At 44.6% G+C, this 24,118-nt stretch carries 21 protein-coding genes; 8 read left to right on the top strand and 13 right to left on the bottom strand.

Annotated elements, in window-relative coordinates:
* Positions 1–268 precede the first annotated feature (268 nt).
* The 9 genes from H6G17_RS34935 to H6G17_RS29045 form a co-directional block, all read right to left on the bottom strand.
* Positions 269–424 carry a transposase family protein gene (locus H6G17_RS34935; RefSeq protein WP_347276481.1) on the bottom strand — a complete coding sequence of 52 codons (156 nt, stop codon included), beginning with the start codon at positions 422–424 and terminating at the stop codon, positions 269–271.
* Entirely contained in the window at positions 421–609 is a 189-nt protein-coding gene (locus H6G17_RS32930) for a hypothetical protein (RefSeq protein ID WP_199317085.1), read from the bottom strand. Before H6G17_RS32930 ends, H6G17_RS34935 begins: the two co-directional genes overlap by 4 nt.
* Positions 610–846: 237 nt before the next feature.
* Positions 847–1,401 (bottom strand): CAP domain-containing protein, encoded by a 555-nt coding sequence (locus H6G17_RS29075; protein ID WP_192162023.1) that lies wholly within the window; start codon positions 1,399–1,401, stop codon positions 847–849.
* Positions 1,402–2,278: 877 nt separating this feature from the next.
* Positions 2,279–2,560, bottom strand: a complete 282-nt coding sequence (locus tag H6G17_RS29070) for a hypothetical protein (protein WP_039717448.1) — start codon at positions 2,558–2,560, stop codon at positions 2,279–2,281.
* A gap of 12 nt (positions 2,561–2,572) precedes the next feature.
* Positions 2,573–3,721: a class I SAM-dependent methyltransferase gene (locus tag H6G17_RS29065; protein ID WP_192162022.1), complete on the bottom strand. Its 1,149-nt coding sequence runs from the start codon at positions 3,719–3,721 to the stop codon at positions 2,573–2,575.
* 130 nt (positions 3,722–3,851) lie between these two features.
* Positions 3,852–5,099 carry a tryptophan synthase subunit beta gene (trpB, locus tag H6G17_RS29060; RefSeq protein WP_192162021.1) on the bottom strand — a complete coding sequence of 416 codons (1,248 nt, stop codon included), beginning with the start codon at positions 5,097–5,099 and terminating at the stop codon, positions 3,852–3,854.
* A 52-nt stretch (positions 5,100–5,151) separates the two neighbouring features.
* Positions 5,152–5,916, bottom strand: coding sequence for a hypothetical protein (locus H6G17_RS29055; protein ID WP_192162020.1), 765 nt, complete (start codon positions 5,914–5,916; stop codon positions 5,152–5,154).
* A gap of 238 nt (positions 5,917–6,154) precedes the next feature.
* Positions 6,155–7,372, bottom strand: a complete 1,218-nt coding sequence (locus tag H6G17_RS29050) for a helix-turn-helix domain-containing protein (RefSeq protein WP_192162019.1) — start codon at positions 7,370–7,372, stop codon at positions 6,155–6,157.
* 182 nt (positions 7,373–7,554) lie between these two features.
* On the bottom strand, positions 7,555–10,017 hold the full coding sequence (locus tag H6G17_RS29045; RefSeq protein ID WP_192162018.1) for a TIM-barrel domain-containing protein: 2,463 nt from the start codon (positions 10,015–10,017) through the stop codon (positions 7,555–7,557).
* Positions 10,018–10,347: 330 nt separating this feature from the next.
* Here H6G17_RS29045 and H6G17_RS29040 point away from each other — a divergent pair, with 330 nt between their 5' ends.
* Together H6G17_RS29040 and H6G17_RS29035 are read left to right on the top strand one after the other, a co-directional pair.
* Positions 10,348–11,154, top strand: coding sequence for a TPM domain-containing protein (locus H6G17_RS29040; protein WP_106216248.1), 807 nt, complete (start codon positions 10,348–10,350; stop codon positions 11,152–11,154).
* Positions 11,155–11,274: 120 nt separating this feature from the next.
* A complete protein-coding gene (locus tag H6G17_RS29035) occupies positions 11,275–11,898 on the top strand; it encodes a precorrin-8X methylmutase (protein ID WP_192162017.1) in 624 nt (207 codons plus the stop codon).
* 27 nt (positions 11,899–11,925) lie between these two features.
* On the opposite strand, the gene H6G17_RS29030 is transcribed toward H6G17_RS29035, so the two are convergent.
* Entirely contained in the window at positions 11,926–12,660 is a 735-nt protein-coding gene (locus H6G17_RS29030) for a phosphate ABC transporter permease (protein ID WP_192162016.1), read from the bottom strand.
* A gap of 149 nt (positions 12,661–12,809) precedes the next feature.
* On the bottom strand, positions 12,810–13,640 hold the full coding sequence (gene dapB, locus H6G17_RS29025) for a 4-hydroxy-tetrahydrodipicolinate reductase (protein ID WP_192162015.1): 831 nt from the start codon (positions 13,638–13,640) through the stop codon (positions 12,810–12,812).
* Between the two features lie 230 nt (positions 13,641–13,870).
* Here dapB and H6G17_RS29020 point away from each other — a divergent pair, with 230 nt between their 5' ends.
* A complete protein-coding gene (locus H6G17_RS29020) occupies positions 13,871–15,433 on the top strand; it encodes a glycosyltransferase family 39 protein (RefSeq protein WP_192162014.1) in 1,563 nt (520 codons plus the stop codon).
* A gap of 475 nt (positions 15,434–15,908) precedes the next feature.
* Positions 15,909–16,277 carry a hypothetical protein gene (locus tag H6G17_RS29015; protein WP_192162013.1) on the top strand — a complete coding sequence of 123 codons (369 nt, stop codon included), beginning with the start codon at positions 15,909–15,911 and terminating at the stop codon, positions 16,275–16,277.
* A 24-nt stretch (positions 16,278–16,301) separates the two neighbouring features.
* On the opposite strand, the gene H6G17_RS29010 is transcribed toward H6G17_RS29015, so the two are convergent.
* Complete coding sequence (locus tag H6G17_RS29010) at positions 16,302–17,855, bottom strand: iron uptake porin (RefSeq protein ID WP_242038662.1); 1,554 nt, start codon at positions 17,853–17,855, stop codon at positions 16,302–16,304.
* 240 nt (positions 17,856–18,095) lie between these two features.
* On the opposite strand from H6G17_RS29010, the gene H6G17_RS33690 reads away from it, so the two are divergent.
* Positions 18,096–18,527 (top strand): GNAT family N-acetyltransferase, encoded by a 432-nt coding sequence (locus H6G17_RS33690; protein ID WP_192162011.1) that lies wholly within the window; start codon positions 18,096–18,098, stop codon positions 18,525–18,527.
* Between the two features lie 28 nt (positions 18,528–18,555).
* On the opposite strand, the gene H6G17_RS29000 is transcribed toward H6G17_RS33690, so the two are convergent.
* Positions 18,556–20,364, bottom strand: a complete 1,809-nt coding sequence (locus tag H6G17_RS29000; RefSeq protein ID WP_192162010.1) for an SLC13 family permease — start codon at positions 20,362–20,364, stop codon at positions 18,556–18,558.
* Between the two features lie 196 nt (positions 20,365–20,560).
* On the opposite strand from H6G17_RS29000, the gene H6G17_RS28995 reads away from it, so the two are divergent.
* The 3 genes from H6G17_RS28995 to H6G17_RS28985 all read left to right on the top strand — a co-directional run bounded on the left by H6G17_RS28995 (position 20,561) and on the right by H6G17_RS28985 (position 23,955).
* Entirely contained in the window at positions 20,561–22,069 is a 1,509-nt protein-coding gene (locus tag H6G17_RS28995) for a thioredoxin-like domain-containing protein (RefSeq protein WP_192162009.1), read from the top strand.
* 70 nt (positions 22,070–22,139) lie between these two features.
* On the top strand, positions 22,140–23,162 hold the full coding sequence (locus H6G17_RS28990; RefSeq protein WP_192162008.1) for a permease: 1,023 nt from the start codon (positions 22,140–22,142) through the stop codon (positions 23,160–23,162).
* A 46-nt stretch (positions 23,163–23,208) separates the two neighbouring features.
* Positions 23,209–23,955 (top strand): TIGR03943 family protein, encoded by a 747-nt coding sequence (locus H6G17_RS28985; RefSeq protein ID WP_192162007.1) that lies wholly within the window; start codon positions 23,209–23,211, stop codon positions 23,953–23,955.
* Positions 23,956–24,118: the final 163 nt, after the last annotated feature.

The following is a 24,118-nucleotide window of genomic DNA, read 5'->3' as shown; positions in this document are numbered from 1 at the left end:
TGCTACTGTTGGCTGGGCATAAGAAAGCCAAATGCTTCAAGATTTGTAATTCTACATTCATTGCTCTCCTTACCTTGTAGAGTTTTATCTTTTGATTCCTTTATTCATTCTACTCGGAAAGTGACAGAAGAGGGATAGTATGCTAAACCAACAATTGAAATGCCAATTTAATAAGCATCTAACTCGGAAGTTTTCAAAGTTTCTAAATCCATAAGCCGAGCGTTTAATTAGCTTGAGTTTGTTTATGAATATCCGAATCGAAAACTTCTTATATTATCTGATGTGCAAGTCGTTTTGTATAAGTTCTTTTCTGGCTCACAAAATCTAGCTCTTCGCTAAATGGTTGTTTACATATTTCACATTTGAACTGTCGTCTATTAACTTCTAAAAATACTGGTTTCTCTCCCCAAGGTAAGTCTTTCACAATATATCGATGATTTTGATGTAATTTCTGGCTTTTTGTGTCACACCTAGGGCAAGTACTATATGATTTCTTTGTTCAGTTTGTAAAATCATTCCAATCCCAGCGTGAAGCCGATGTGATATAACTTCTACATCGCCTAAATCAATCAGTTCTGTTAAAATTTTCATATCTCTTTTACTAGCCATAACTGTAAATTCACATAAAAATACTCTGCTTGTATTTAAGTTAACAAGAAATATTCTTTATATGTCAATCCCCGCAATGCTTTTAGTAAATTCTTGATCCAGTTTTTCATACTTTTTACCAATTATAACTAATAATTTGGCATAACAAGTACTGAAGAACCAAAATAATAGGGTACGCGATCGCGTACCCTAGCAATTAAGTTGATTGAGATTCAAACAATCGGACAAATTTTAGCTTCATCGCCTCAAGATAAATATTTGCGTGAAGTAGTACTCTCCTTTTGAATTTCTGGCAACACCAACACCAGTTAGGTTATAACTACCTACGATATTCCGTTGGTGTCCAGAACTATTTAACCAGCCTTGAACGGCATTGGCAGCAGGATCGGCGTAACCTTGATTATACGCAACATTTTCTGCTGCTCCTCTATAGGGAATGACTTTGGCAATCTCTTGCACTCTCTGCTGAAAACCATTATGGCTGAAAGGAACTGCACCACTCGCCATATTTTGACTGTGAATTCGAGCTTGATTGCTGATGCTATTATCCCAAGTTAAAGGAGCTAAATTACGTCCTTGGCGATATTGATTAATTCGGTTGAAAACAGCCCGTTCTACGGAGGAAGTATCAGCCTGAGCTAGGATAGTCGTATTAGGTTTCGGCTTTGCAAGTATGTTTTTCTTAGCGATCTCTCGGTAAAAAGTAGGGGTTTTAGCGTTAGCCGCAATTGTTGTTCCAGCGGTAAAAATAACTGAACACAAGGCTAGTTTGAACAACACAGAATGCTTCATGCAATGATTTCCAATGAAAGAATAAGCAAGTGAAACTGAAAATTTTCAGGATGAATTGCTGCTAAAAGAATTAGCAGATGAGTTTATTTTCCAGACTGAACCGTTGCTAAAAGAATTAGCAAATGTATAGTTTAATCTAATGCGGTCACTCTTGAAACTTTTTGCAGAAAGATTTAAAATTAACTGCAAAAATATAGTTTATAAATCTATTCAACTTTATCTCTAATTAGCTAACAAGCGAATTATTACTGAAGCTATATATCGAAGTAATTTTACTGAAACATCAGCCACAGCGATTTTGTTTAAGTCATAAACCGATCGCTGTGTTTGTTGATAGTTAATGGTTAATGGTTAACTGTTAACACTCGGTATATATAGCAATCCTATTTGATTCATGAACGTGGAGCAGGCTAGAAGCCTGCTTTAGGGGCGCTTTCTCTGTGCGCCCCTACAGATCTTGTATTTTGTCCAATTAAAGAAGGCTATATCGTTATTCACAAATCGTTGAGACTTGCTACATGGAAATTCTGAATTATTGACGAATATTGGAGGTTTTATAGCGTATAGCGAGCATTATTTCACTCAAGACTTTTCGGTTCAGCTCAAATCTTGCACCAGCCTGGGCAACTATAAGTCGCGACTACACAATTTAAGTCCGCGCAGGCGGACTCAAGAAAAATCAAAGGTTTGAAACCCGCGCAGGCTGGTTTTGTCTGTCTAGCTGCAAATTCTATTCGCCCAAGTGCAAGATATAAGCTAAGGCAAGAACTCCCCTAACCCGCCGCACAAAACAAAACCCCCGAGTTTGCGGGGGCTGGGGGATCTTCAATCTTGCAATTTTGCAACGTAAGAAAAGCGTACGACCACGCGCTCTAAATTATTCTGAAACTGTTTCTTCCTGCAATACCCCTAACACTCGCGCAATATACTCGCTACGCCATTGTTCCCGTGCCTGCACTACTGGTTCCTCTGGCTGATACGCTTCAATCTCTGCCAGTGATATAACTTCTTTTGTCGCTAGTAAACGTTCTACAGTATCGAGACGTTCCCGCAAGACAGACACCTCACCTGTTAACGCGACGATCGCGGACAGCAATTTATCGAGTTGCGGCTCGTCAAAGTAAACGGGGCGTTTGCCCTTGGCTTTTTTCATCCCCATGACTTCCTCCATTTACTTAGTAGCAGCAATAATAAACCAGCTACCTCTACTACCTCCTCCTTGTTGGGAATTGTCAGCCGCAGTTTTCCAAGCACCATTGGGAACGAAGGTTTGTATAACTCGATCTGCTGCAAATCCAGCTTCAGTCATAACGGCTGTCAAGTCCAACTCCCGCATAGCACTCCAAAAAGGTTCGTTGTTGTTGGCAGTTTCCCAGTCATACATGAAAGCGCTGAAGGCATCCATGTGGCTGTACAAGGGTGCTTCTACGTGAATCGTCATCCCCCCAGGAGCTAGGAGGCGATCGCATTCTCGCATCACGTTACGGATGGCTGGAAGGGGAATTTCATGCAGCAGGATATGAGAAACTATCAGGTCAAAGGAAGCAGTTTCAAAGTGAGTCCGTTCGGCATTTTGTTGAGAAAAATGGACTCGCTTGCCTAAAGCTTCTGCTCTAGCGTGAGCGTAGCGTAGCATTGGTGCGCCAATATCGATCGCGTAGACTTGGGCTTCTGGATAGGCATCGACATAGGGTAAAGTACTGTGACCGACAGAACAACCCAAATCGAGAATTTTGGCGGGTCGAAAGTCGGGATATTTTGGTTTCAGGTAGTTTTTGACAATGGACAAGCCCATATCATCGTTAAGCGGACCCAACCACCCCGCACCGTAAATATAAACGCCGCGATCGTAGGTCGCCCCAGCAGCTAGATCGTCTGCTGTATATTCGCTGTGATAGCTACCAGGCATACAATGGATATCGACAGCGGTTTGGTAGGCAGGAATTTTGAAATTTGGGTCTAGGGTCAGCGTACCTAATTGGCGATCGCTCTGTTTTGCCCGGTCGATGAGTTCTGGTAATTGTCGCTCTACACTGGTGTTGACTGCATCCCACAACATTTCCTGGTTGATGCGCCGCAAGGCACTCCACCAAAGATAATGCGGGTGTCTTTGCATAGCAGTGCGGATTTCATGACGGTTTTGAGGCGAGCGCTGGTGTTCGCGTTCAAATTGGGGCTTGACAACTTGCTCGTATACTCTCTTATTACCGGGACTGAGATTTTTAACGATGTGTAGTTTCAGGCTTTTAACAAAGTTTTGTCGCGCCAGCTCATCATGAGTGGCTTGCGGTAGCATTGAGTGTTGGAATTGCCGATCCATGTTTCCACCTCTTGAATCACGGCAGTTATTGATAACTTCAGATTGACTTATCTGACATTTTGCAGGCATATCATAAAGATCTACCTGCTCTAGGTGGTTGTTTTCGGAAAGTATTGCTAATTGTTAGTTGCTAATCGCCAATCATTTTTAGGTACTTAGCAACGGTTTGTACGTCTTTGTCACCGCGTCCCGAACAGTTAATGACAATGCGAGGGCTACCGTCTAGCTGCGGACAAAGGATATCGAGATAGGCGATCGCATGGGCGGTTTCGAGAGCGGGAATAATCCCTTCTAGCTGTGAGAGACGCTGCAATCCGGCGATCGCTTCCTCATCGGTAATGCTGTAATATTCTGCCCGACCGATCTCTTTTAAAAAAGAATGCTCTGGACCCACACCAGGATAATCTAATCCCGCACTGATCGAGTGTGCCTCAATCACCTGTCCGTCTTCGTCCTGCAACAAGTAACTCATGGCTCCATGCAGTACCCCAACTCTACCTTTGGTTAAAGTCGCGGCGTGTTTTTCCGTAGTGACTCCTTCTCCAGCAGCTTCAACACCAATGAGTCTGACGGTCGGCTCGTTGACAAATTCGTGAAACAGCCCCATAGCATTAGAACCGCCACCTACACAAGCCAGCAAAATATCTGGTAAGCCACCCCATTTTTCCATTGCTTGGACGCGGGTTTCTTGACCGATTGCTGCTTGAAAGTCTCGGACAATTGTTGGGTAAGGATGGGGACCAGCTACAGAACCGAGGATGTAATGAGTTGTTTCTACGTTCGTCACCCAGTCGCGAATAGCTTCAGAGGTGGCATCTTTGAGCGTCCCCGTACCAGCTGCTACAGGTTGTACCTCTGCCCCCATCAAGCGCATCCGAAACACGTTCAGGCTTTGGCGTTCCATGTCCTGTACGCCCATGTAGATGACGCATTTTAGTCCGAACCGAGCGCAGACGGTAGCTGTAGCAACGCCGTGCTGTCCCGCACCTGTCTCGGCAATGATGCGTTGTTTGCCCATCCGCTTCGCCAGCAAAACTTGTGCTAAGGCGTTGTTAATCTTGTGAGCGCCCGTATGATTTAAGTCTTCTCGTTTGAGGTAGATTTGCGCCCCCATGCCATCTGGACGGGCGTAGTGTGCTGTGAGGCGTTCGGCAAAGTAGAGGGGGGTGGCTCGTCCTACGTAGTCACGGAGGAGATCTTGCAGCTCTTGTTGAAAGTCCGTGTCGTGTCGATATTTTTGATACGCTGCTTCTAACTCGCTTAGTGCAGGCATCAGCGTTTCCGGTACGTATTTTCCGCCAAAACGTCCAAATCGTCCGAAAGAGTCAGGACGTTGTGTAGATGGTTGGGAGTTGGGGGAGATCGGTGTAAGGGTCACGATACCTGCGGAGAATGACGATACTCCCATCATTATATAAGTTTGAGGATCGCTAAGAAGAGGAGGGGGATAACGTTAACAATAAAGTATAAGCTCCCGCACCGAGAGCAAATGCCCAAAAGCGGCTTTCTCTTTCGGCTGGTAGTTCTTCCTTCAAGACATTAAGAATAATTCCGCCAGCAAGGAAAGCAGACATAAATGCGATCGCCGTGCGGTCAACTCCCATACCGCCACTACCAAGCGTCCACCCCACAATCACCGCCGTTGCTAATACCCAGCGACCAATACCGTTATAAATAAACTTGTGATGTTCTCGTAAGCCATAATCGTTGACTGCAAAATGCAATGCCATTGCTAAAGCAAATTGCAGCATTCCAATCGCATCATTATCATCGCGATTGAGCAGTAAGTAGCCAATGAGGGTATTGTAAAAACCGTAAACAATGATGTGCAGCCAGAAGACGCTTGTTGCCGCTACATCTCCTCTGCTCTCTTTGCGGTTGTAACGACGCGATGCGATCGCCGCCCGATCCAAACCATAAAATATCGCTAAACCCAAAAGCGCGACTACGTAAATATGGTATCTCCAAAAAGCCAGCCATCCACCTACAACTTCTCGAATGACTGCTTGTGCCTCGCCTAATTCTGGCAAAATATGAACGAATACATAAGCCATCGAAGCCCCACTGCTGGCAGACAACCATATGCTACGCGGAGTCGCGCTCAGAAATCGCAGCTTACCAGCAAATAGTTGCACTAATGCAAGTGCAACTGCCACAATCAGGGAAAGCTCGAACAGAAATCCAGGTAAGAGCATTATTCACGATTGATGATTGGCGAGCGGTATTCGATGGCTGATGAGCGTACCTCCCCGTTTACAATCTAATGTTATGTGGCTATAACAATTTAATTTATACCTTAGAACAGATCTGCAACTAAATATATAGCAATATGTATCAATCTGGTCTGAGCAATCGACTTATTGCAGTGGTGGTTAACTGTTAACTGCTAACCTTCAGCGAACTACATGGGCGCGATCTCCCATATAGTTCGTTTCAAGCGCTAATCTGCGGTCGCTGCTCGTGGCAGACAATAAAATGATTCTTGCTATCAATCTCAATTGTTCCTTCCGCCTGTAATTTGCCTAACATGCGCGTGATCGTAACTCTGGTGGTCGAGCAAGCAGCAGCAAGATCGCTATGAGTTAGACGAATGCCCAAACGAATACCTCGCTCCGTAGGTTGACCGATTTGCTTAGCTAGCAATAGCAGCAAATGATGCAAGCGGCTCTTGGCATGGCGCTTGCCAGAAATCGCTAAAAGAGCCGTTGTTTGCTGTAGCCGTTGGTTAACTTTGGGTAATAATTTTTGGGCGAGAGCGGAATTTGCTGCTAACTCCGACCAAGAATAACAAGTCAGTTCGACTTCGGTTAATGCTGTGGCTTCACAAAGTCCGAAAGCTTCTATATCTAAAGCACTGAATGGCGAACCCGCTCCTGCCAGACCCAGTAGCACCTCCTCGCCTGTCTCGCAGGCTATTGCTAGCTTGACAATCCCGCGACACACTAACCAAACGGTCTCCGGTCTGAGTCGGATCGTTTCCCCTTTCAAATAAATCTGTTTTTGACTGAGATCTAGCTCGTCGATGGATAGATCTATGTTTTGGTTGTGTGGCTCAAGTTTGTCAGATAGATACAAATGTCGATTGGGATCGCCAATCTCGCGCAGCGATAGCAGGATAGTCGTAGGTTGACCCGTTTTCTCGCAGTTAGACAGACTTGCTACAACTGCCACTTTTACAGGCTGGCGATCGCGCGGACAAAGGTGCATCGTCCATTCCTGCGATTCTTCCATACCTTGTAACTCATTGAATTTGTACCAAAATATTTCCCGGTCTTCGGCACTAAGAAAGGTAGTCAGCGGTTTTCCGCTTAAAAAGCGCTGCGATACGTTTAAAAGCTTAGCAGTTGCCTGGTTCACTTCTCGAATCGTACCTGAGAGATCGACGATCGCATAGCTATCCGGTGCCAGCTCAAATAAATCTTTGTAGCGCCTGCGTTCTTCCTCTAAAGCTCTACGCATCGCTAAAAGTTCTGCATTCTGCCGATGTAGTTCTTCCAGAGTAACTTGAATTTCTTCCGAAGCAACACCAAGTTCCTTAAGTGCTGTGGGTAACAGGTCTGATTGAAGCTGCGGACAATCTACATTATGAAGCAGCAGATCCAACCGTCCTTGCATGGACTGAATTTGCTGGACGAAATTATCTGTCAACATGCACTCTACCTCTACACGAAATTGTTAGCGAGGAACGATTGGCGGTCAATGAATCAGTTTTCATTGCTTTGCTTTAGAGTGACAGATTCCCAAAATAGCGGCATCTATCAAAAGGTAAGTACATTCATCGAGCTAAAGTCATCTATAAAAAGGTAGAATTTTTTTTCCCGCATGCAACGTCTCTACACTGCTCCCGATTCTCTGCTCCCTGTAAACTGCAAACGGCGAGCCGTTCCATCATCGCTAAAACGTTGCTGACCGACTCCCACCACTTCGACAACGACTTCTCGCGCTGGTGGTGTCCATTGTCCCTGTCGCGCGTCAATCTCAACGATTGTTTCTTCTCCTGTTGTATTGACACGATAGGTAGTGGTTGACCAGACACCTTGACGATAATCAAAGCTAAGTCCGTCATCTTCGTACATCGTCCATTCTCCTTGTCCTGTCCAAACGCGCAGTGTGAGGAGATCGCATGGTTTTTCATCGACAAACTGTACTACGGGCTGCATGGGGATGACTGTCCCAGACCGTACATAGAGAGGCATTTTTTCCAATGGTGCGCGTGCCAGAATATGAGTCGGTCCCGCGAACGCCTCCCCCGTCCACCAGTCGTACCAAGTCCCGGCAGGTATGTATACCGCACGATGTTCTATCCCAGGACGATAAATTGGTGCAGCCATCAGACCAGCACCCAGCAATACTTGGTCGTAGAGGTTGTAGGTCGTGGGGTCTTGGGGAAAATGGTAGAGTAGGGGGCGGAGAATCGGCGCTCCGGTGTTAGCAGCTTCCCAAAATAGAGTGTAAATGTATGGTAAGAGCTGGTAGCGCAAGTTGATATATTCGCGACAGATTTGTTCGACGCGATCGCCAAAAACCCAAGGTTCGTGACGAGCAGTTGTCATTGCCGAATGACCGCGCATGAGGGGGTAGAGCATTCCGACTTGCATCCAACGGGCGAACAGTTCTGCTGTAGCATTGCCAGCAAAACCACCAATATCACAACCAACAAACCCTACACCCGACAACCCCATATTGCACAGCATTGGCAGGGACATTTCCAAATGCTCCCACAACGACTGGTTATCTCCCATCCACACCGACGACCACTTTTGTACGCCAGCATAACCCGAACGAGTCAAAATAAACGATCGCTCGTTAGGGCGCAATTTTTTCAGCGCCTCAGCACTCGATCGCGCCATCATCAACCCGTAAAGGTTGTGAACTTCGGCGTGAGTTGTGACTGGGTAATTGGTAATTGGTAATTGGTAATTGGTAATTGGTAATTGGTAATTGGTGGTTTTTTCTCCCTTGTCTCCCTTGTCTCCCCCTGCTCCCTGGGGTGCATCTAGTGGAAACCAGATATGCTTACCGTCGTCACCAAAGGGGCGATCGGCGATCGCGGGTTCGTTCATGTCGTTCCAAATTCCGGCTACACCAATACTGGTAAGGCTTTCGTGTAAGTTTCCCCACCATTGCCGGACTTCAGGACGCAAGAAATCGGGAAACAAGGCTTTATCTGGCCAGACGTAACCATGAAATAACTGTCCATCTGCTTTACGGACGAAATAATCTTTGTCTATCCCTTGGTCGAAAACATGATAATTTGCTTCCGGTTCGTACTTTACCCCAGGGTCAATAATTGTTATCGTCTTAAATCCATCCTCGGCTAGTTCCCGCAGTAGCTTCTCTGGATGTGGGAACCTTTGGGGACTCCAAGTGAAGACGCGATACCCCCGCATGTAGTCGATATCTAAATGAATTACATCGCAGGGAATGCGGCGGCGGCGAAATTCTTGGGCAAGTTCTCGTACTGCTGTTTCTGAATCGTAACTCCAGCGACACTGATGATATCCCAAAGCCCAACGAGGCGGGAGGGGCATTCTGCCTGTTAGCTGCGTGTAGCTACTTAGAATTGTGGCTGGATCGGGACCGTAAATGATGTAGTAGTCTAGGGGTGGTGTCTGCATTCCCGCTAAGCTGCGGGTTTCCATGCTCCAAGTTCCAGGTTGAGCTGCGCCAATGTCAAACTGACTCCAAAAAGTCGTGTTGAAAAAGATGCCATAGCCGACTTCTGGACGCAAAGCCATAAAAAATGGAATTGCCTGATACATCTCATCCGTCAAGGAGTTGTAGTCTAGAGCATCTAGCGTCCAATTTGTTTTAACTTCGCTTAATTTATCTAACAAACCCGTGCGTTCGCCAAAACCATAAAAATGCTCGTCAGTCTCAATTTGTTTCCAGGCGGCGGTTGCACCCATGCGCCAAGCCATACCCATTTCGGCATCTTTGGCAAAAGGGCGATCGCAATTGTCAAAGCAAGTGAGGCGACAAGGTTGGCGTTGAACGACAATTCGCAGCCGATCTGTTTTAATTTCTACCGTGTCAGGTGTTTCTGCAACTTCAAAGGGAACGGGCGATCGCTCTATATCTTCGTCTCCTACAACTGCCCAAGGGCGCTGGGGAAAAAATTCGCCGTTAGGAGCTAAACGCACGCGAATAAGATGAGCATCAATAACGCTAATTAATACAGAAGACTCACCGCAATCCAACTGGACAGCGCGATCGCTTTGCGATACTGCCTCCACTGCGCCTACAGTTACCCACGGTTGGTCAGTCGTTGGCAGTTGTCCAAAATATTGCGGCATAAATCTTTCCCCAAATCGCGCATTTACAGCAGGAATTCTATCCCCACAGTCAATTTTCCCGTATCTACACAAACGTAGATTTCTTTCTGAGGGAGCAGGGAGACAAGGGAGAGGGGGGAGACAAGGGAGAAAAAACCACCAACTACCAACTACCAACTACCCATTACCCATTACCATCACTGCTGACTTTTAATTTTTGACTTCCGATTGATTTGCTTGGGGTCGCTAAATTAGAGTAAAGTAAACAAATGTAAAAAAACGCGACTTAATTATAATAATTCTTACGACAGTAGCGATTTTGAGACTCCGATCTACAACTTATAATTGCCCATGCAGCGTTCATTTTGGCGAAGAATCCCGGTTTTAGTAACAACATTTTTTCTGGCAGGGTTGGTTTGGATGATGCAACCATCAGCAGCCCTAGCTTATGACAATCCAGAACTGCTACCCGACCGCCCTACCCCGGTCATTGACCTAGCAAAGACTTTTACCGATATTCAGGAAGAACAACTCGTAGCAGATTTAAATAAGTTTGCCGCTGATACTGGCTGGAAACTGAGAGTTTTAACCCAGTACGATCGCACTCCTGGTAGAGCAGTAATTAACTTTTGGGGTTTAGATGACAAAAGTATTCTTCTAGTTGCCGACTCTCGCGGTGGTAACATTCTCAGTTTTAGCGTTGGCGACGCAGTTTACGAACTTCTCCCCCGCACGTTTTGGATCGAACTACAAACCCGCTTTGGTAATTTGTACTACGTGCGAGAACATGGGGAAGACCGCGCCATTCTTGGAGCTTTAGAATCCGTTGAAGGCTGTCTAGTCAAAGGCGGTTGTAACGTCGTTCCGGGACTACCAAGAGAACAGTGGATTCTCACCCTAATCACATCAACACTGGGAGGCGTAATTTGTGGTTTTGCCGCTCAACCCCGTCGTCCAGGGCAAGCTCTAGCTTGGCAGTGGGCTTTGATTTTCTCGCCGTTGTGGGGCATATTATTCATTGCTTTCGGTATTGGACCAGTTGTCACGCGCACTACAGAATGGCTACCTCTAATCCGCAATATCTCAGGCTTTCTAATTGGAGCGCTCGTAGCTTATCTCACGCCAATATTTGGTCGTTCTTCTGCTTCGGAAACGTAATGGGTAATGGGTAATGGGTAGTTGGTTATTATTCTCCCTTGTCCCTGCTCCCTGCTCCCTGCTCCCTGCTCCCTGATAACTGTTAAACTGGTCTCTGTCCTTAGCTCCCAGCCTTTCTCTATGGAATGGCAGATAATTAATGCCCAAAATCTGGCGATCGTCGATCGCGAGGTTGGCAATTATGACTTCTCTCCCGCAGAATATGAGATCGTCCGTCGTGTCATTTATGCTACTGCCGATTTTGAGTATAAGAATTTAATTCATTTCTCAGAAACAGCAATGCAAACAGGAGCGGCGGCGATCGCTGCTCGCTGTACGATTGTGGTGGATGTACCGACAATCCAAGTAGGCGTTCTACCCCAGATTCAAAACACTTTTGCCAATCCCCTTTATTGCGGCTTAGACGCGATCGCTCGTCCGCAAAAAGATAAGACTGCTACGGCTTGGGGAATCGAAAACCTCGCTCAGCGCTATCCCGAAGCAATTTTTGCGATCGGTCAAGACCAAAGTGCATTAGCCACTTTAATAGATTTAATTGTCGCTAGCGCAATCAAACCAGCTTTGGTAATTGCCACGCCTGCGGGATTTGTCGATGTAGATACGACCAAAAAACGCTTGCAGGAATTTTCTGTCCCCCAAATTTGGACGGAGGGTTCCAAGGGTGGTGCAACGGTAGCTACAGGAATTTTGGACGGATTGCTAGAACTAGCTTGGCTGGCTTACACCCCCCTAGAAGAGAGCTGAGGCGAAGCTCCCTCAGCTCTCTTCCTTCTACCATTCCCGATCTTGTCTCGGTAGCTGAGGTGGTTCTTTTCTTTGAGGGGGATTGCGCGGAGAACGAGGTTCTTCTTCGGATTCTAGGCGATCGCGACGGATGCGGTTGCTGACTTCCACAAAGACATCTCGTTGCAAGAATGGGTAGTCGCTCACCCAAATATCGCGGCTGGGAATGTAGATATCGGTCACTTTGGTAATATTGCTCAAATCAGCGCGATTTGATAGTACGATCATTTCTACCACTTGACGGCGGGCAATCCCTTTGTGACTGCGGCGCAGTGGCACTTGTACCTGGATGGAAAAACCAGTTTCATCTCCAACTTCGACATTTAGACGGCGCTCTAGGTTGTCTACATAGACTAGTTCGCCTTTATTGTTAACTGTTTCTTCTCTACCAATTAGCTCTTCTGAAATATAAACATCTAAGATTCGACCGCGAAAGAAACCACTGTATTTGTATTTGCGGTACTGTGCGTTACGCAAACTCGCCCACAGTACGGGACCCCACAGCCAATAAAAACCGCCAACCACCCCAAAGGGAAGTAGCAAACCCCCAAATCCCTCACCCAACAGCCATCGCAACAACAACACGACGACAACAGCGACAACAGAAGCTAACAATCGACGCAAAAAGTCAGAAAATTTTCCCCAAACGTAGCGATATTGATCGCCCGTAGCAATACGAGGAATGAGTTGTTCAAACTTCTGGCGCGTGAGTGGAACTAACATAGAGAGCTGAGGAAGCTGAGGGAACTGAGGGAGCTGAGGGAGAAAGAAATTTCAAATCCTAACTCCTGATTTCTGATGCCTAAATTTTGACTTTTAACTTTTGACTTCTTCTATCTCCTGACTCCTGACTCCTGACTCCTGACTCCTTTTCATAATATTTTTTCTAACCCATAAACGAGGGTTTTGAGTTGGATGACTTTACGGATCGCTAGCAGCACTCCTGGCATGTAGCAGGCGCGATCGCTCGTGTCGTGGCGTAAGGTATAAATTTGACCTGCTGAGCCAAAAATCACTTCTTGATGGGCGATTAACCCTGGTAGGCGGACGCTATGAATGCGAATACCTTCTGCTGCGACGCTACCTCTCGCACCTGGTAATTTTTCTGTTTCTTCTACCTGGGGTGGGTTAAAAGTTTTCCCCAACTCAGCCAACATCTGCGCGGTTTGCAATGCCGTACCGCTGGGTGCATCGGCTTTTTGGTTGTGGTGCAGTTCGATAATTTCGACGTGATCGAAATATTGAGAGGCTTGGACTGCGGCTTGTTGTAACAAAACCATCCCAATTGAGAAGTTGGGAATCATCAAACATCCTGTACTGGCTTTGTCAGCAAATTCAGCCAAATCCTGAATCTGTGCGGGACTTAAACCTGTCGTACCGACGACTGGACGCACTCCATAGGCGATCGCCGAGCGGATATTGTCATACACTGTACTCGGATGAGTAAAGTCTACCATCACCCCAATTTGCCTTTCTTGCCCCGCCATCGCAAGCATGGGATCTAATTGGTCGGTAATTGGAATTTCTAATGGTTCTGGTAAACCCGCTAGTTCTCCTGCATCTTTACCTTGATGCTCTGGGTTGCGATCGATCGCCCCTAGTAAGGTCAGATCGGTAGCTTGGGAAACTGCTTTGACAACTTCGCGTCCCATTTTGCCCGCAGCACCATTGATGACTACTGGGATTGGATATTGGCTATTCATTGCTTCGACGATCTCAGTTTGATCAAGGGCATTTTAGACTAATTAAGGATAGCAACGTCTGATATATACTGGAGTGCTTCCCTTTGACACAGAGCTTTTCTTTTGAAATATTAGCTATTGTAACCTAAATAAACCTTGAGAATTCCTTTATAGTAGGGCAATGCCCACCTTACGTTTGAAATTCTAAATTTTACCGTGCAATTGTTGTTATCTAACCATATTAATGCTTTATGGAGAAGTATCGTAAATTCAATTTTAAATGGCTGCGCTTACTATTTATAATTATTTTGTGTGTAGGAATAGCTTTTCGAGTTACGAATATCGATAAAAAAGTTTATTGGCACGACGAAGCTTATACTTCTTTAAGAATTGCTGGCTACACGATGAAAGACTTCTCTCAAGGAGCATACGCTCATCGAGACAGCAGTATCAAATACTTGCAAACGTTTCAACGTTTCAAGCCTGGAAGCCAATTACAAGATACAATTCATTCTCTTGCTATAGAAGACTCTCAACATCCACCTTTATATTATGTTTTGTTGAGATTCTGGGTACAATTATTTGGAAATAGTATTACGATAATTAGAAGTTTAAGCATTTTATTTAGCTTCTTAGTATTTCCTTGTTTGTATTGGTTGTGTCTAGAATTGTTTCAATCATCTCTCATAGCATGGATGGCGATCGCGCTTTTAGCGGTCTCTCCGGTGCATGTTTTATTTGCTCAAGAAGCAAGGCAATACGCTTTATGGACGGTAACAATTCTAGGATCGAGTGCCGCTTTACTCAGGGCAATTCGACTGAATAAAATCCAGATTTGGATTGTATATGCCTTCGCTTTAGCAACTAGTTTTTATACTTTTTTCTTATCTGGACTAGTAGCCGTCGGTTATGGAGTTTACGTTTTCATAATTGAAAAATTTAGGTTGAGCAAAAGAGCGATCGCTTATCTTCTCTCCTCGGGTTTGAGCTTATTACTTTTTACCCCTTGGATGTTGAGCTTAATTCAGAACTATTCCATGTTTCAGATGACGACGGGATGGACGAATAATGCTTTACCCGCAGACATTTTTAGTCGTCGCTGGCTACTCAATATCGGTCATGTGTTTTTCGATCTGGGTTTGGAAAAAGATCCAGAATTTCTAATTGTCTACTTCCTAATATTACTTCTAATAGTTTATGCATTTTATTTCACAATCCGTCACGCACCTTTAAGGATTTGGCTATTTATTATTACCTTAATGGCTGCAACCACGCTACCACTACTGATACCAGATATCATCAAAGGCGGACAGAGATCGATCGTGCCTCGTTATTTGTTTCCTGGTTATTTAAGCATTCAGCTAACAGTTGCTTACTTATTGAGTCAAAAAATCAGTCAATCGAGATTATTGTCTCGCAGAATTTGGCAAGCGATCGCAACTTTACTCATTTTGGCTGGAATCATATCTTGCACGCTTAGTTCCCAAGCTAATACCTGGTGGATTAAAGAAATTAGTTATAGTAATCCTCAAGTAGCTAGCTTTCTCAATAGAGCAAATAATCCTCTCATAGTTTCTACTAATGGTTGCATCAACAATGGTAATTTACTTTCCCTGAGCTACTTATTAGAACCAAAAGTTCGATTAAGATTAGTTGATATCGCTCCTTTAAAAGAGATCCCACAAAATTCTGGCGATATCTTCATTTATGGAGATTGTACAGAACCAGTGCGCGATAGTCTTATTAAGAACAAATACAAAATAGAACCAATTTTACCTTACTTATGGCAACTAAAGCCGGGGAAAGGAAATTGAATCTGGAGATGTAAGGAAAAGATCCCCCTTAATTCCCCTTAAAAAGGGGGAGACAAGATTGTACTTACTTAATCTCCCTTAAAAAGAGGGAAACAAGATCGTACTTACTTAATCTCCCTTAAAAAGGAGGAGACAGGAGCGTTCTTAGCCCCTCTTTTCAAAAGAAAAAGACAAAACCATTCTTAGCCCCCCTTGAAAAGGGGGGATGGGGGAATCGAAACTTAACCAAGAAGTATTTTAACGATCTACAAGTCTAACTAAAGTTAAATTCACTCATTTATGGCATTCGCTCAAAACTCCTACTCAAGAGAGAAGATATGCGATCGCCTCCTACGGCAAGATCGATCCGAAAACTAAAATTAAAACAAAGCAATTAAGGAGCGCTTATTGTTAGCAACCTTAGCAATTGTGTTTCTAAAAGTTTTTACTCTAAAGAAACGCTAATTTTAGTAATCAAAATCATTGGAGGATTCAAATGAAGCAAGTAGTTGATAAATTGAAGAACATGGGCTTGCGTCGAATCGTTACCGTAGTTTTAGCAACGATTTTGTTTGTCGCACTGCCAGCATTCCAAGCAAACGCTGTAGAATCTGCAACGGGAGAATATAACCCTGTCACCCCTGATACTGTCAAGCGCATTCAAGAAAAAGCTGAAGATTTGGGAGATGCGCCAGGTAGAAGAATAGGTGATACCGGGCTAGAAAATATCAAGACGCTGCCCAAAAAGATTCCTGAAGTCCTCAACCTCAAAGCTAAGCAAACTAAAGTAACATTTGACACTAACGAGCCGAATAAAAAAGCAGCTATGGATGAGGCTCAAGCAGAAGTTGAGCACAAACGCTAGAGATTGCTATCTTGGGTTGCGTTTTTAAAAAGAGAATACGGTGCGGATAGTACCAGTAATAATTGTGCCATTATCTGCTTGATTGCTAGGGTTGGCGATCGCTTGAACTAAAGGAGCGATCGCTATATTTTCATTGAGGGGAAAGTTATAGTAGGCTTCAAAGTTTGTTTGAGTCGCATCCCCTACAGCATTTTCTACAAAAGGTTGACCTGCTGCAATTCCCGCTACAGCGCCAGGTAGTAACAAATTGCGTAGCGATATTCCAACCATCCAGTAAGACGGTTCGAGATCTCCAAAAATAGTATCGTCATAGCTACCGTAGCCATAACGTCCAAACAGCCCAAGTCGGCGCGATAAATTGAGTTCGACATTCGCTCCAAACACATCGAAATGGCGATCGAAAGTATTTCCACCACTGTACTGCAAGCGTAGAGTAAAACCTGGGTTAGGAGAGTATTCTAACTCAACCGTTCCCTGATAAGGATTGCCAAATAAACCGCGATCTCCACCCTCATCTGGGTAGAGTAGCCTTGTTAAAGCCGATACACCTTCAACCTCATCGCGACTGCCAGAATTTTCTGCGTCTGCCGCAAGATACATTGCCCGTAATGTAAAAAACTCGTTCGCTTGCCAGTTAACAACCGCCCCAGCACCTTGTTCGTCAATCGGAAAGAGAAGGTAGTTGTTAACCAGTGCTTGAGTCGAAAAATCAACAAAACTGCGATTAGCATAACGATTGCGATCGAGATAATCTGTAGGTGCGATCGCAGTCCCTAAAACAATTTGGAGATTTTTAGCGGCGCTAAAGCTGTAGTAAAGCCGACCCAAGCCCAAGTCTTCATTTCGAGATAGTCTAGTCGAGAAATCAAGTCCGCTGCCGAAATTAGGTTCTAATACTCCGGCTGCATTATCGCGGTTGCCGTTACTACCAGTATCCAAACGAATTTTGAGTAAGTCAGTACCAGAAAAACTCGTATCAAAATCTAACTGAGTTCTGTAAAATAACGTAGTAACAGGATTATTATCGGCAATTTCCGTACCTGTAGGGTCGCGAAGGGAATCTCCACCAAAGCCACCCCCATTAATTGCAAAGATAACTTGACCTGTAAGTTTAGTCGTTGTGGAAAACTCGTTCGCTTGGAGTTCGGCGTTTCGAGCTTCTAGAGAATCTAAACGACTTTGTAAATCTTTTAATTCGACAGCATACTCTTGCAGAAGTTTTTTGAGAGTTGCTAAATCATCTTGAGTTGCTTGTACTGGCTTACCATTAGCGATCGCTCCCTCCAATTGCCGTACTACCGTACTTAAAGCCGCCGCAAATTCGTAACGACTCAAGGTACGATTGCCAAGGAATTTCCCATTCGGATAGCCTGTAACTATTCCATAGCGCCAGATTAAAGATTGCAACGCTCGACTTGCCCAGTCATCGGGTTGCACGTCGGATAATTGGGAAACTTGGGTAATTGGTAATTGGTAATTGGTGGTTGTTGGTTTATTCTCCCTTGTCTTCCTTGTCTCCTCCCTCTCCCTTGTCTTCCCCCTCTGCTCCCTACTCCCAGATCGTCCCTGCTCCCTCATGAAAGTTTGGGCTTGTAGTGGACTTATCTGAGCTAGAAAGCACAGAATGCTAATACCACTGACTAGGAGGGGGTAAAATTTGCCCATTTTTTAACGAAAGTGTTTGAAAATGACTGTTTATATGATTTACGAGCGCAACATACGACAAATCTCTGAATGAGCCACAGTTTTTTACTTCTATTTGCGATGATACAGTCTATTTGTACGCACGCTAAACTTTTTTAATTTGGATGAATTTTTGTGAAACAGCCGCTTAGGATTGACATAACTGAGAAGCCGCATCCTGAAGACATAGAATTTATTTTGCAACAACTGCTGGCATTTAATCGCGATCGCGCAGGTGAGGGACATTTCCAGCAGTTAGCTATCTTTTTACGAAATGAAGGAGATCGTCTGGCTGGCGGGTTGATTGGTTCGACTTATTGGCAGTGGTTGTATATCGATATTTTATGGATAGATGACACTTGGCGCGGACAAGGCTACGGTCATGGTTTATTAGAGGCTGCGGAGCAAGAAGCTGTCAGACGCGGCTGTAAATATGCTTATTTAGATACATTTAGTTTCCAAGCACCAGAATTTTACCAGCAACAGGGATACGTCATTTTTGGTGAATTGCCAAATTTTCCGCCAGGTTACAGCAGATTCTTTCTCAAAAAAGAAATTCATTTGTAGGGTAGGCAACGCTCACCTTACAAAAAAACTAATCTACTGGCAGCTGGTTCACGCCATACAACCAAGCGATCAGTAAAGGCGTAAGAAATGTCAAAATTAAATTTAGTGGCGCTCCTACCTTAGTAAAATCGAGAAATTTGTAGCCACCAGGACCATAGACCATCGTATTTGTCTGATAACCAATTGGTGTGAGGTAGCTGTTAGAAGCAGCAAATGTCACGACAAACATAAAAGCAAACGGATTGAGACTCAAGGTTTCTGCTACATTAGCCGCAACTGGAAGCATCAGCACCACGGCAGCATTGTTAGATAGAATCTCTGTGAGTACGGTTGTGGCAATGTAAAAGCAGACTAGTAACCAAAAACCAGAGAATTGACCGCCGAGCGATGCTAAACCACTCGCTAACCATTTGGTTGCACCTGAATTATCCATCGCCGTACCGAGGGGAATCAGTCCGGCTAATAAAAAGATAATGTCCCAACGTACCGACCGATAGATCTCTCTTGGCTTTAACACTCCAGTCGCTACCATTAAGACAACTCCTGCCAAGGAACTGACTAAAATTGGTATCCACTCAAAAGCAGCAGTAATAACCACTGCTAAGCTAATCGCGATCGCGATCGCGGCTTTGTCCCGTCGCAGGGTTTCCACTTCTCGCGGTTCTACCACCAAGAAATCTGCACTATTTTGCAGTCCGATCAAACTATCTCTCGCACCTTGTAAGAGTAAGACATCGCCAAATTGCAATCGAACTTTACCCAAGCGATCGCGGATAATTTCGTCATTGCGTCGAATTGCCAGTACTGTAAGGTTGTAACGCAGGCGAAACTGTAACTCTTTCAGCGTAGAGCCAATCAAACTAGAGTTGGAAATTATCAAAGCCTCAGAAATAGCTCGATTTTCTGAATTTAACTCAGATGTTGGGAATTCTTGCTGAAATTCGATTTCTGGTAAGATTTCAATTCCTCGTTCATCTCTAATTTTGAGTACATCGCCGCGATTACCGCGCACGATCATAATATCGCCACCCGCTAACACTTTATCTGCTACAGGTTTGATATAGCGGCGACTGTTGTGAAAGAGTTCCACCACGGCAATATCAAATCGCTGCTCGATTTGGCTAGAACGTAGCGTTTGTCCGATTAAATTTGAGCGTGGCGCGACAACCACTTCACTAAAGTAATCTTTTAATCCATAGTTGGCGATCGCGGGAGTTGCAGCTGGCTGTTTTCGATCTGGTAATAGCTTAGGTGCGGCGAAGGCAAGATATACCAAGCCGATCGCAAATGTAATTAATCCTACTGGGGTAAATTGGAATAAACTAAATTCTCCATATCCCAACTTTTTTGACAAACTGCTGGCGACAACATTTGTCGAAGTGCCAATAACTGTAATCATTCCGCCTAGAACTGTGGCGTAGGACAGCGGTATGAGCAGTTTGGAGACAGAAATATTTCGTTTTCTACTCCATTCCTCCACAATTGGAATAAAAACGGCAACGACTGCTGTATTGTTGAGGAAAGCGGTAATCGGACCAACGATCGCCCCTAAAACAAAAATCTGCCGTGTCGGATTTTTCCCCCCTCGCCGCAGTAGAAAATCGCTGACAATTTGAATTGCACCCGTGCGTTCGATCCCACCACTGAGGATGAACATTGCCAATACCGTAATGGTTGCGGAGTTACTAAAGCCAGCTATCCCTTCCTCTGGAGTGATTAGTCCCAGTAGCATCAGTACAACCGCTGTCGCGATCGCGGTAACATCTACAGGTAGCCATTCAAAGATGAAGAAAACTATGGCTAGTCCCAAAACACCAAAAGTAAGAGCAATATCCATATCCGATATAATCGCCCGATATACCGTAATTTAAAGCGGCTTTCCTATCGTACTATATTCCGCTCGACAAATCGTTGTTTGCAAAACAGATTTTTTGTATTCTTCTACGCCATATTGGTGGCATGGGAGTCATCTACTACGTCTTCAGCATTCCGCTAGAATCGTTAAACGCCGTTATTGTCGAGTAAGACTTTACATGAAGACTGTACGGGTGAGAGCGCCGGAACTACCTCAAAATCAGCCTTGGCTAAATACCGACAAGCCGCTATCGCTTCAGCAACTCAGAGGTAGAATTGTCATTCTCGATTTTTGGACTTATTGTTGTATCAACTGCTTGCACGTTCTGCCAGATTTGAAATATTTAGAACAAAAGTATAAGGACAGCCTTACGGTTATTGGCGTTCACTCAGCTAAATTCGATAACGAGAAAGAAGTCGAGAATATTCGTCAAGCCATCCTGCGGTATGACATCGAGCATCCAGTTTTAGTTGACACTGGCTTTCAGGTGTGGCAACAATATGCAGTGCGTGCGTGGCCTACGCTAATGATAATTGACCCAGAAGGGTACGTCATTGGCTCTGCTGCGGGGGAAGGAAATCGGGAAGTTTTAGATGAATTAATTGCTAAACTAATTCAAGATTATCGAGCTAAAGGTACAATCGCATCTCAAGAACTCAGTCTAATTTTAGAAAAACAACGACAACCCTTAACTACACCCATAGCATTTCCTGGTAAAGTATTGGCGACTGCCACTGGATTATTCATCGCTGATTCAGGACATCACCGCATTATTTGGAGTACCCTCGATGGAGAAATTCTCCACGTCATAGGTACGGGAAAACCTGGGTTAACCGATGGAGACTTTACCCAAGCGCAATTTTTTGCCCCCCAAGGCATGGTATTGGACGAAGAGAACCAATTACTCTACGTAGCGGATACCGAAAATCACGCGATTCGCCGCATCAACTTACTGTTACAGCGTGTAGAAACCATCGCTGGAACCGGAGAACAAAGTCGTAATATCCGTCCTTATGGTGGGATTGGTCAAAAAACCGCTTTAAATTCCCCTTGGGATTTGGTAATGCTGAAGAATTATCTCTTCATTGCGATGGCGGGAAATCATCAAATCTGGCAAATGGATTTAGAAAAAGGCATATTGCAAACTTACGCGGGTACAGGTGCTGAAGCGTGTTTAGATGGTTTAGTCGCAGATTCGGCTTTTGCGCAACCGAGTGGGATTACCACTGATGGTAGAGAACTATACGTTGCTGACAGTGAAGGTAGTTCCATTCGCGGTATTGGCTTAATGCTCGATCCTGAAGTACGGACAATCTGCGGGAGTGGAGAATTATTCGGTTTTGGCGATGTCGATGGAACTGGTACTGACGTGCGACTCCAGCATTGTTTAGGGATAGAATCCGCTCGAAATTTCTTGTGGATAGCCGATACCTACAATCACAAACTTAAAATAGTCAATCCTCATAGCGGTAATTGCCAAACTATATTGGGAGGGGTAGCGGGTTTACACGATGCTCAAGGTCAAAATAGCTGGTTTAACGAACCTTCTGGATTGAGTCTTTTCGGTGCTTACTTGTACGTCGCCGATACGAATAACCATGCAATTAAGCGGGTAGAATTAGATACATTGACCGTAAACACAATGGAATTTTCAGGTTTATGTGCGCCTGATGTTTGTATTCCGTAGCGTCAATAAATCTAGCTACAATGGCTTGGCAGATGTTTGCTAATCGACAACGCTTTCTGCTACGCAACGCATGAACCAACAGCTTAACAATGCTTTTACCCTGTTCCTCAGCTTGCTTGTCGAGGCAATGCCGTTTTTGCTGCTGGGGGTGTTATTCTCTGGGATACTGTTGCTATTTGTAGACGAACGCAAGTTAATTGCGAAACTACCCAAAAACCCCCTGTTAGGTGCTTTGGTTGGTAGCATGGTAGGATTTTTATTTCCCGTGTGTGAGTGCGGTAACGTCCCCGTGGCGAGACGGATGTTGATGCAGGGAGTGCCTACACCCGTAGCAATTGGCTTTTTATTAGCAGCACCAACGATCAACCCGATTGTCATTTGGGCAACATGGACGGCATTTCGCGATCAGCCAGAAATTGTCGTTTTACGAGTCGTATTTTCATTAGCGATCGCCACCATTATCGGTTGGGTATTCAGCGCTCAAAAAGATCTGCGTCCCTTATTACAACCAGCTTTAGCAGCAGCTTGGCAACCAAAACAACAGCCGCACAAAGATAGAAAGAAAACCTCATCTGACTTATTACAATCGGGTACGTTTTGGCTATCAGGGTCGGGAGATCCAATTAGGATAGATGCATCGGTATTACAAGCAAGTCTGGCAGCAGCCACGCCCATTAAACCATTACCAGAACGCTTACGGTTGTTATTAGATAACACCATACAAGAACTACGCGAACTCGGTTCTGTCTTAGTCATTGGCAGCGCGATCGCGGCATTAATTCAAGTTTTTGTCCCCCGCGAATTAATCTTAAATCTTGGTGGTGGCGAAATTACCTCTATCCTCACCATGATGCTTTTAGCAGCCGTCGTATCGATTTGTTCTACTGTAGATTCATTCTTTGCCCTATCCTTTGCCTCCACTTTTACTAGCGGCTCGTTATTAGCCTTTTTGATCTTTGGACCCATGATTGACCTTAAAGGCATTGGTCTGATGCTATCAATTTTTAAACCAAGGGCAATTATTTATTTATTTGCCTTAGCTGCTCAATTGACATTTTTATTTACATTATTGATTAATTTATACGTGATTTAAGTGCGCGACAAATGACCAACGATCGATGACTAATAATAAATGACCAATGACAAATAACAAATATAAAATCCTAAATTGGTTAGAAGTATTTGCGATCGCTGCTTGGGGCAGTTTGATGCTGAAATACTGGCTGACTGGTAAGCTAAATTTATTAATTCACCCCGATTATTTTTGGTTGGTAATTGCTGGGGGAATTGGGTTTTTAAGTGTGGCAGGTTTAAAAGCTTGGCAACTCCTGCGTCAACGCCGCGTATTGCCAGTGCGTCACATCAGTTTGCTTCCGCCTGGTTTTAGCAGTATTTTGCTATTAGTAACTGCGATCGCCGGGTTGATTTTCACTCCCCGCGTTTTTGCCAGCCAAACCGCCATGCAAAGGGGGGTGACAGACTTTCTCGCTGCTACCCGTTCCCAACCCCAAGCCTTTTACGGTTCCGTCAAACCAGAGGCGCGATCGCTGTTAGATTGGGTGCGGACGCTGAATGTTTATCCCGAACCTGATGCATATACAGGTCAAAAAGTCAAGGTGCAAGGATTTGCGATCCATCCGCCGGAATTTCCACCTAATTACTTGCTCCTTTCGCGGTTTGTCATTACCTGCTGCGCCGCTGATGCGTATCCGGTAGGGTTGCCAGTTAAATTGAAGGAAGATCGTCAGGCTTATCCGCCCGATACTTGGCTGGAGGTGGAAGGACAAATGATCACCGAAACTTTAAAAGATAAACGCCAATTAACTATTCAAGCCAATGCTGCCCCCAAGAAAATTCCCGAACCTCAAAATCCGTATGAATATTAAGAGTAAAGCAATTTTCTTATGTTTTCAATGAACTTGCTAACAGTATTGGACAAGGTGTTGCTCAGAAGTGTTGAATGTTAAGAAATCGCCATAAAAAAGCAGCCCAAAATGTGATAACTTTTGAGCTGAATAGAAATAATAAATGTTAACGATTGATGATACC

Source organism: Chroococcidiopsis sp. [FACHB-1243] (assembly GCF_014696895.1).
Classification (GTDB): Bacteria; Cyanobacteriota; Cyanobacteriia; order Cyanobacteriales; family Chroococcidiopsidaceae; genus Chroococcidiopsis.
This window is presented reverse-complemented; position numbering and strand designations above follow the sequence as displayed.

Coding starts and splice junctions, on each gene's coding strand:
- H6G17_RS29065 (WP_192162022.1), bottom strand. CDS start 3,721: ATGGATCGGCAATTCCAACACTCAATGCTACCGCAAGCCACTCATGAT.
- H6G17_RS28995 (WP_192162009.1), top strand. CDS start 20,561: ATGAAGACTGTACGGGTGAGAGCGCCGGAACTACCTCAAAATCAGCCT.
- H6G17_RS29075 (WP_192162023.1), bottom strand. CDS start 1,401: ATGAAGCATTCTGTGTTGTTCAAACTAGCCTTGTGTTCAGTTATTTTT.
- H6G17_RS29020 (WP_192162014.1), top strand. CDS start 13,871: ATGGAGAAGTATCGTAAATTCAATTTTAAATGGCTGCGCTTACTATTT.
- H6G17_RS29045 (WP_192162018.1), bottom strand. CDS start 10,017: ATGCCGCAATATTTTGGACAACTGCCAACGACTGACCAACCGTGGGTA.
- H6G17_RS29000 (WP_192162010.1), bottom strand. CDS start 20,364: ATGGATATTGCTCTTACTTTTGGTGTTTTGGGACTAGCCATAGTTTTC.
- H6G17_RS29015 (WP_192162013.1), top strand. CDS start 15,909: ATGAAGCAAGTAGTTGATAAATTGAAGAACATGGGCTTGCGTCGAATC.
- H6G17_RS29050 (WP_192162019.1), bottom strand. CDS start 7,372: ATGTTGACAGATAATTTCGTCCAGCAAATTCAGTCCATGCAAGGACGG.
- H6G17_RS32930 (WP_199317085.1), bottom strand. CDS start 609: ATGGCTAGTAAAAGAGATATGAAAATTTTAACAGAACTGATTGATTTA.
- H6G17_RS28985 (WP_192162007.1), top strand. CDS start 23,209: ATGACAAATAACAAATATAAAATCCTAAATTGGTTAGAAGTATTTGCG.
- H6G17_RS29010 (WP_242038662.1), bottom strand. CDS start 17,855: ATGAGGGAGCAGGGACGATCTGGGAGTAGGGAGCAGAGGGGGAAGACA.
- H6G17_RS29055 (WP_192162020.1), bottom strand. CDS start 5,916: ATGCTCTTACCTGGATTTCTGTTCGAGCTTTCCCTGATTGTGGCAGTT.
- H6G17_RS29035 (WP_192162017.1), top strand. CDS start 11,275: ATGGAATGGCAGATAATTAATGCCCAAAATCTGGCGATCGTCGATCGC.
- H6G17_RS28990 (WP_192162008.1), top strand. CDS start 22,140: ATGAACCAACAGCTTAACAATGCTTTTACCCTGTTCCTCAGCTTGCTT.
- dapB (WP_192162015.1), bottom strand. CDS start 13,640: ATGAATAGCCAATATCCAATCCCAGTAGTCATCAATGGTGCTGCGGGC.
- H6G17_RS29070 (WP_039717448.1), bottom strand. CDS start 2,560: ATGGGGATGAAAAAAGCCAAGGGCAAACGCCCCGTTTACTTTGACGAG.
- H6G17_RS29040 (WP_106216248.1), top strand. CDS start 10,348: ATGCAGCGTTCATTTTGGCGAAGAATCCCGGTTTTAGTAACAACATTT.
- H6G17_RS29030 (WP_192162016.1), bottom strand. CDS start 12,660: ATGTTAGTTCCACTCACGCGCCAGAAGTTTGAACAACTCATTCCTCGT.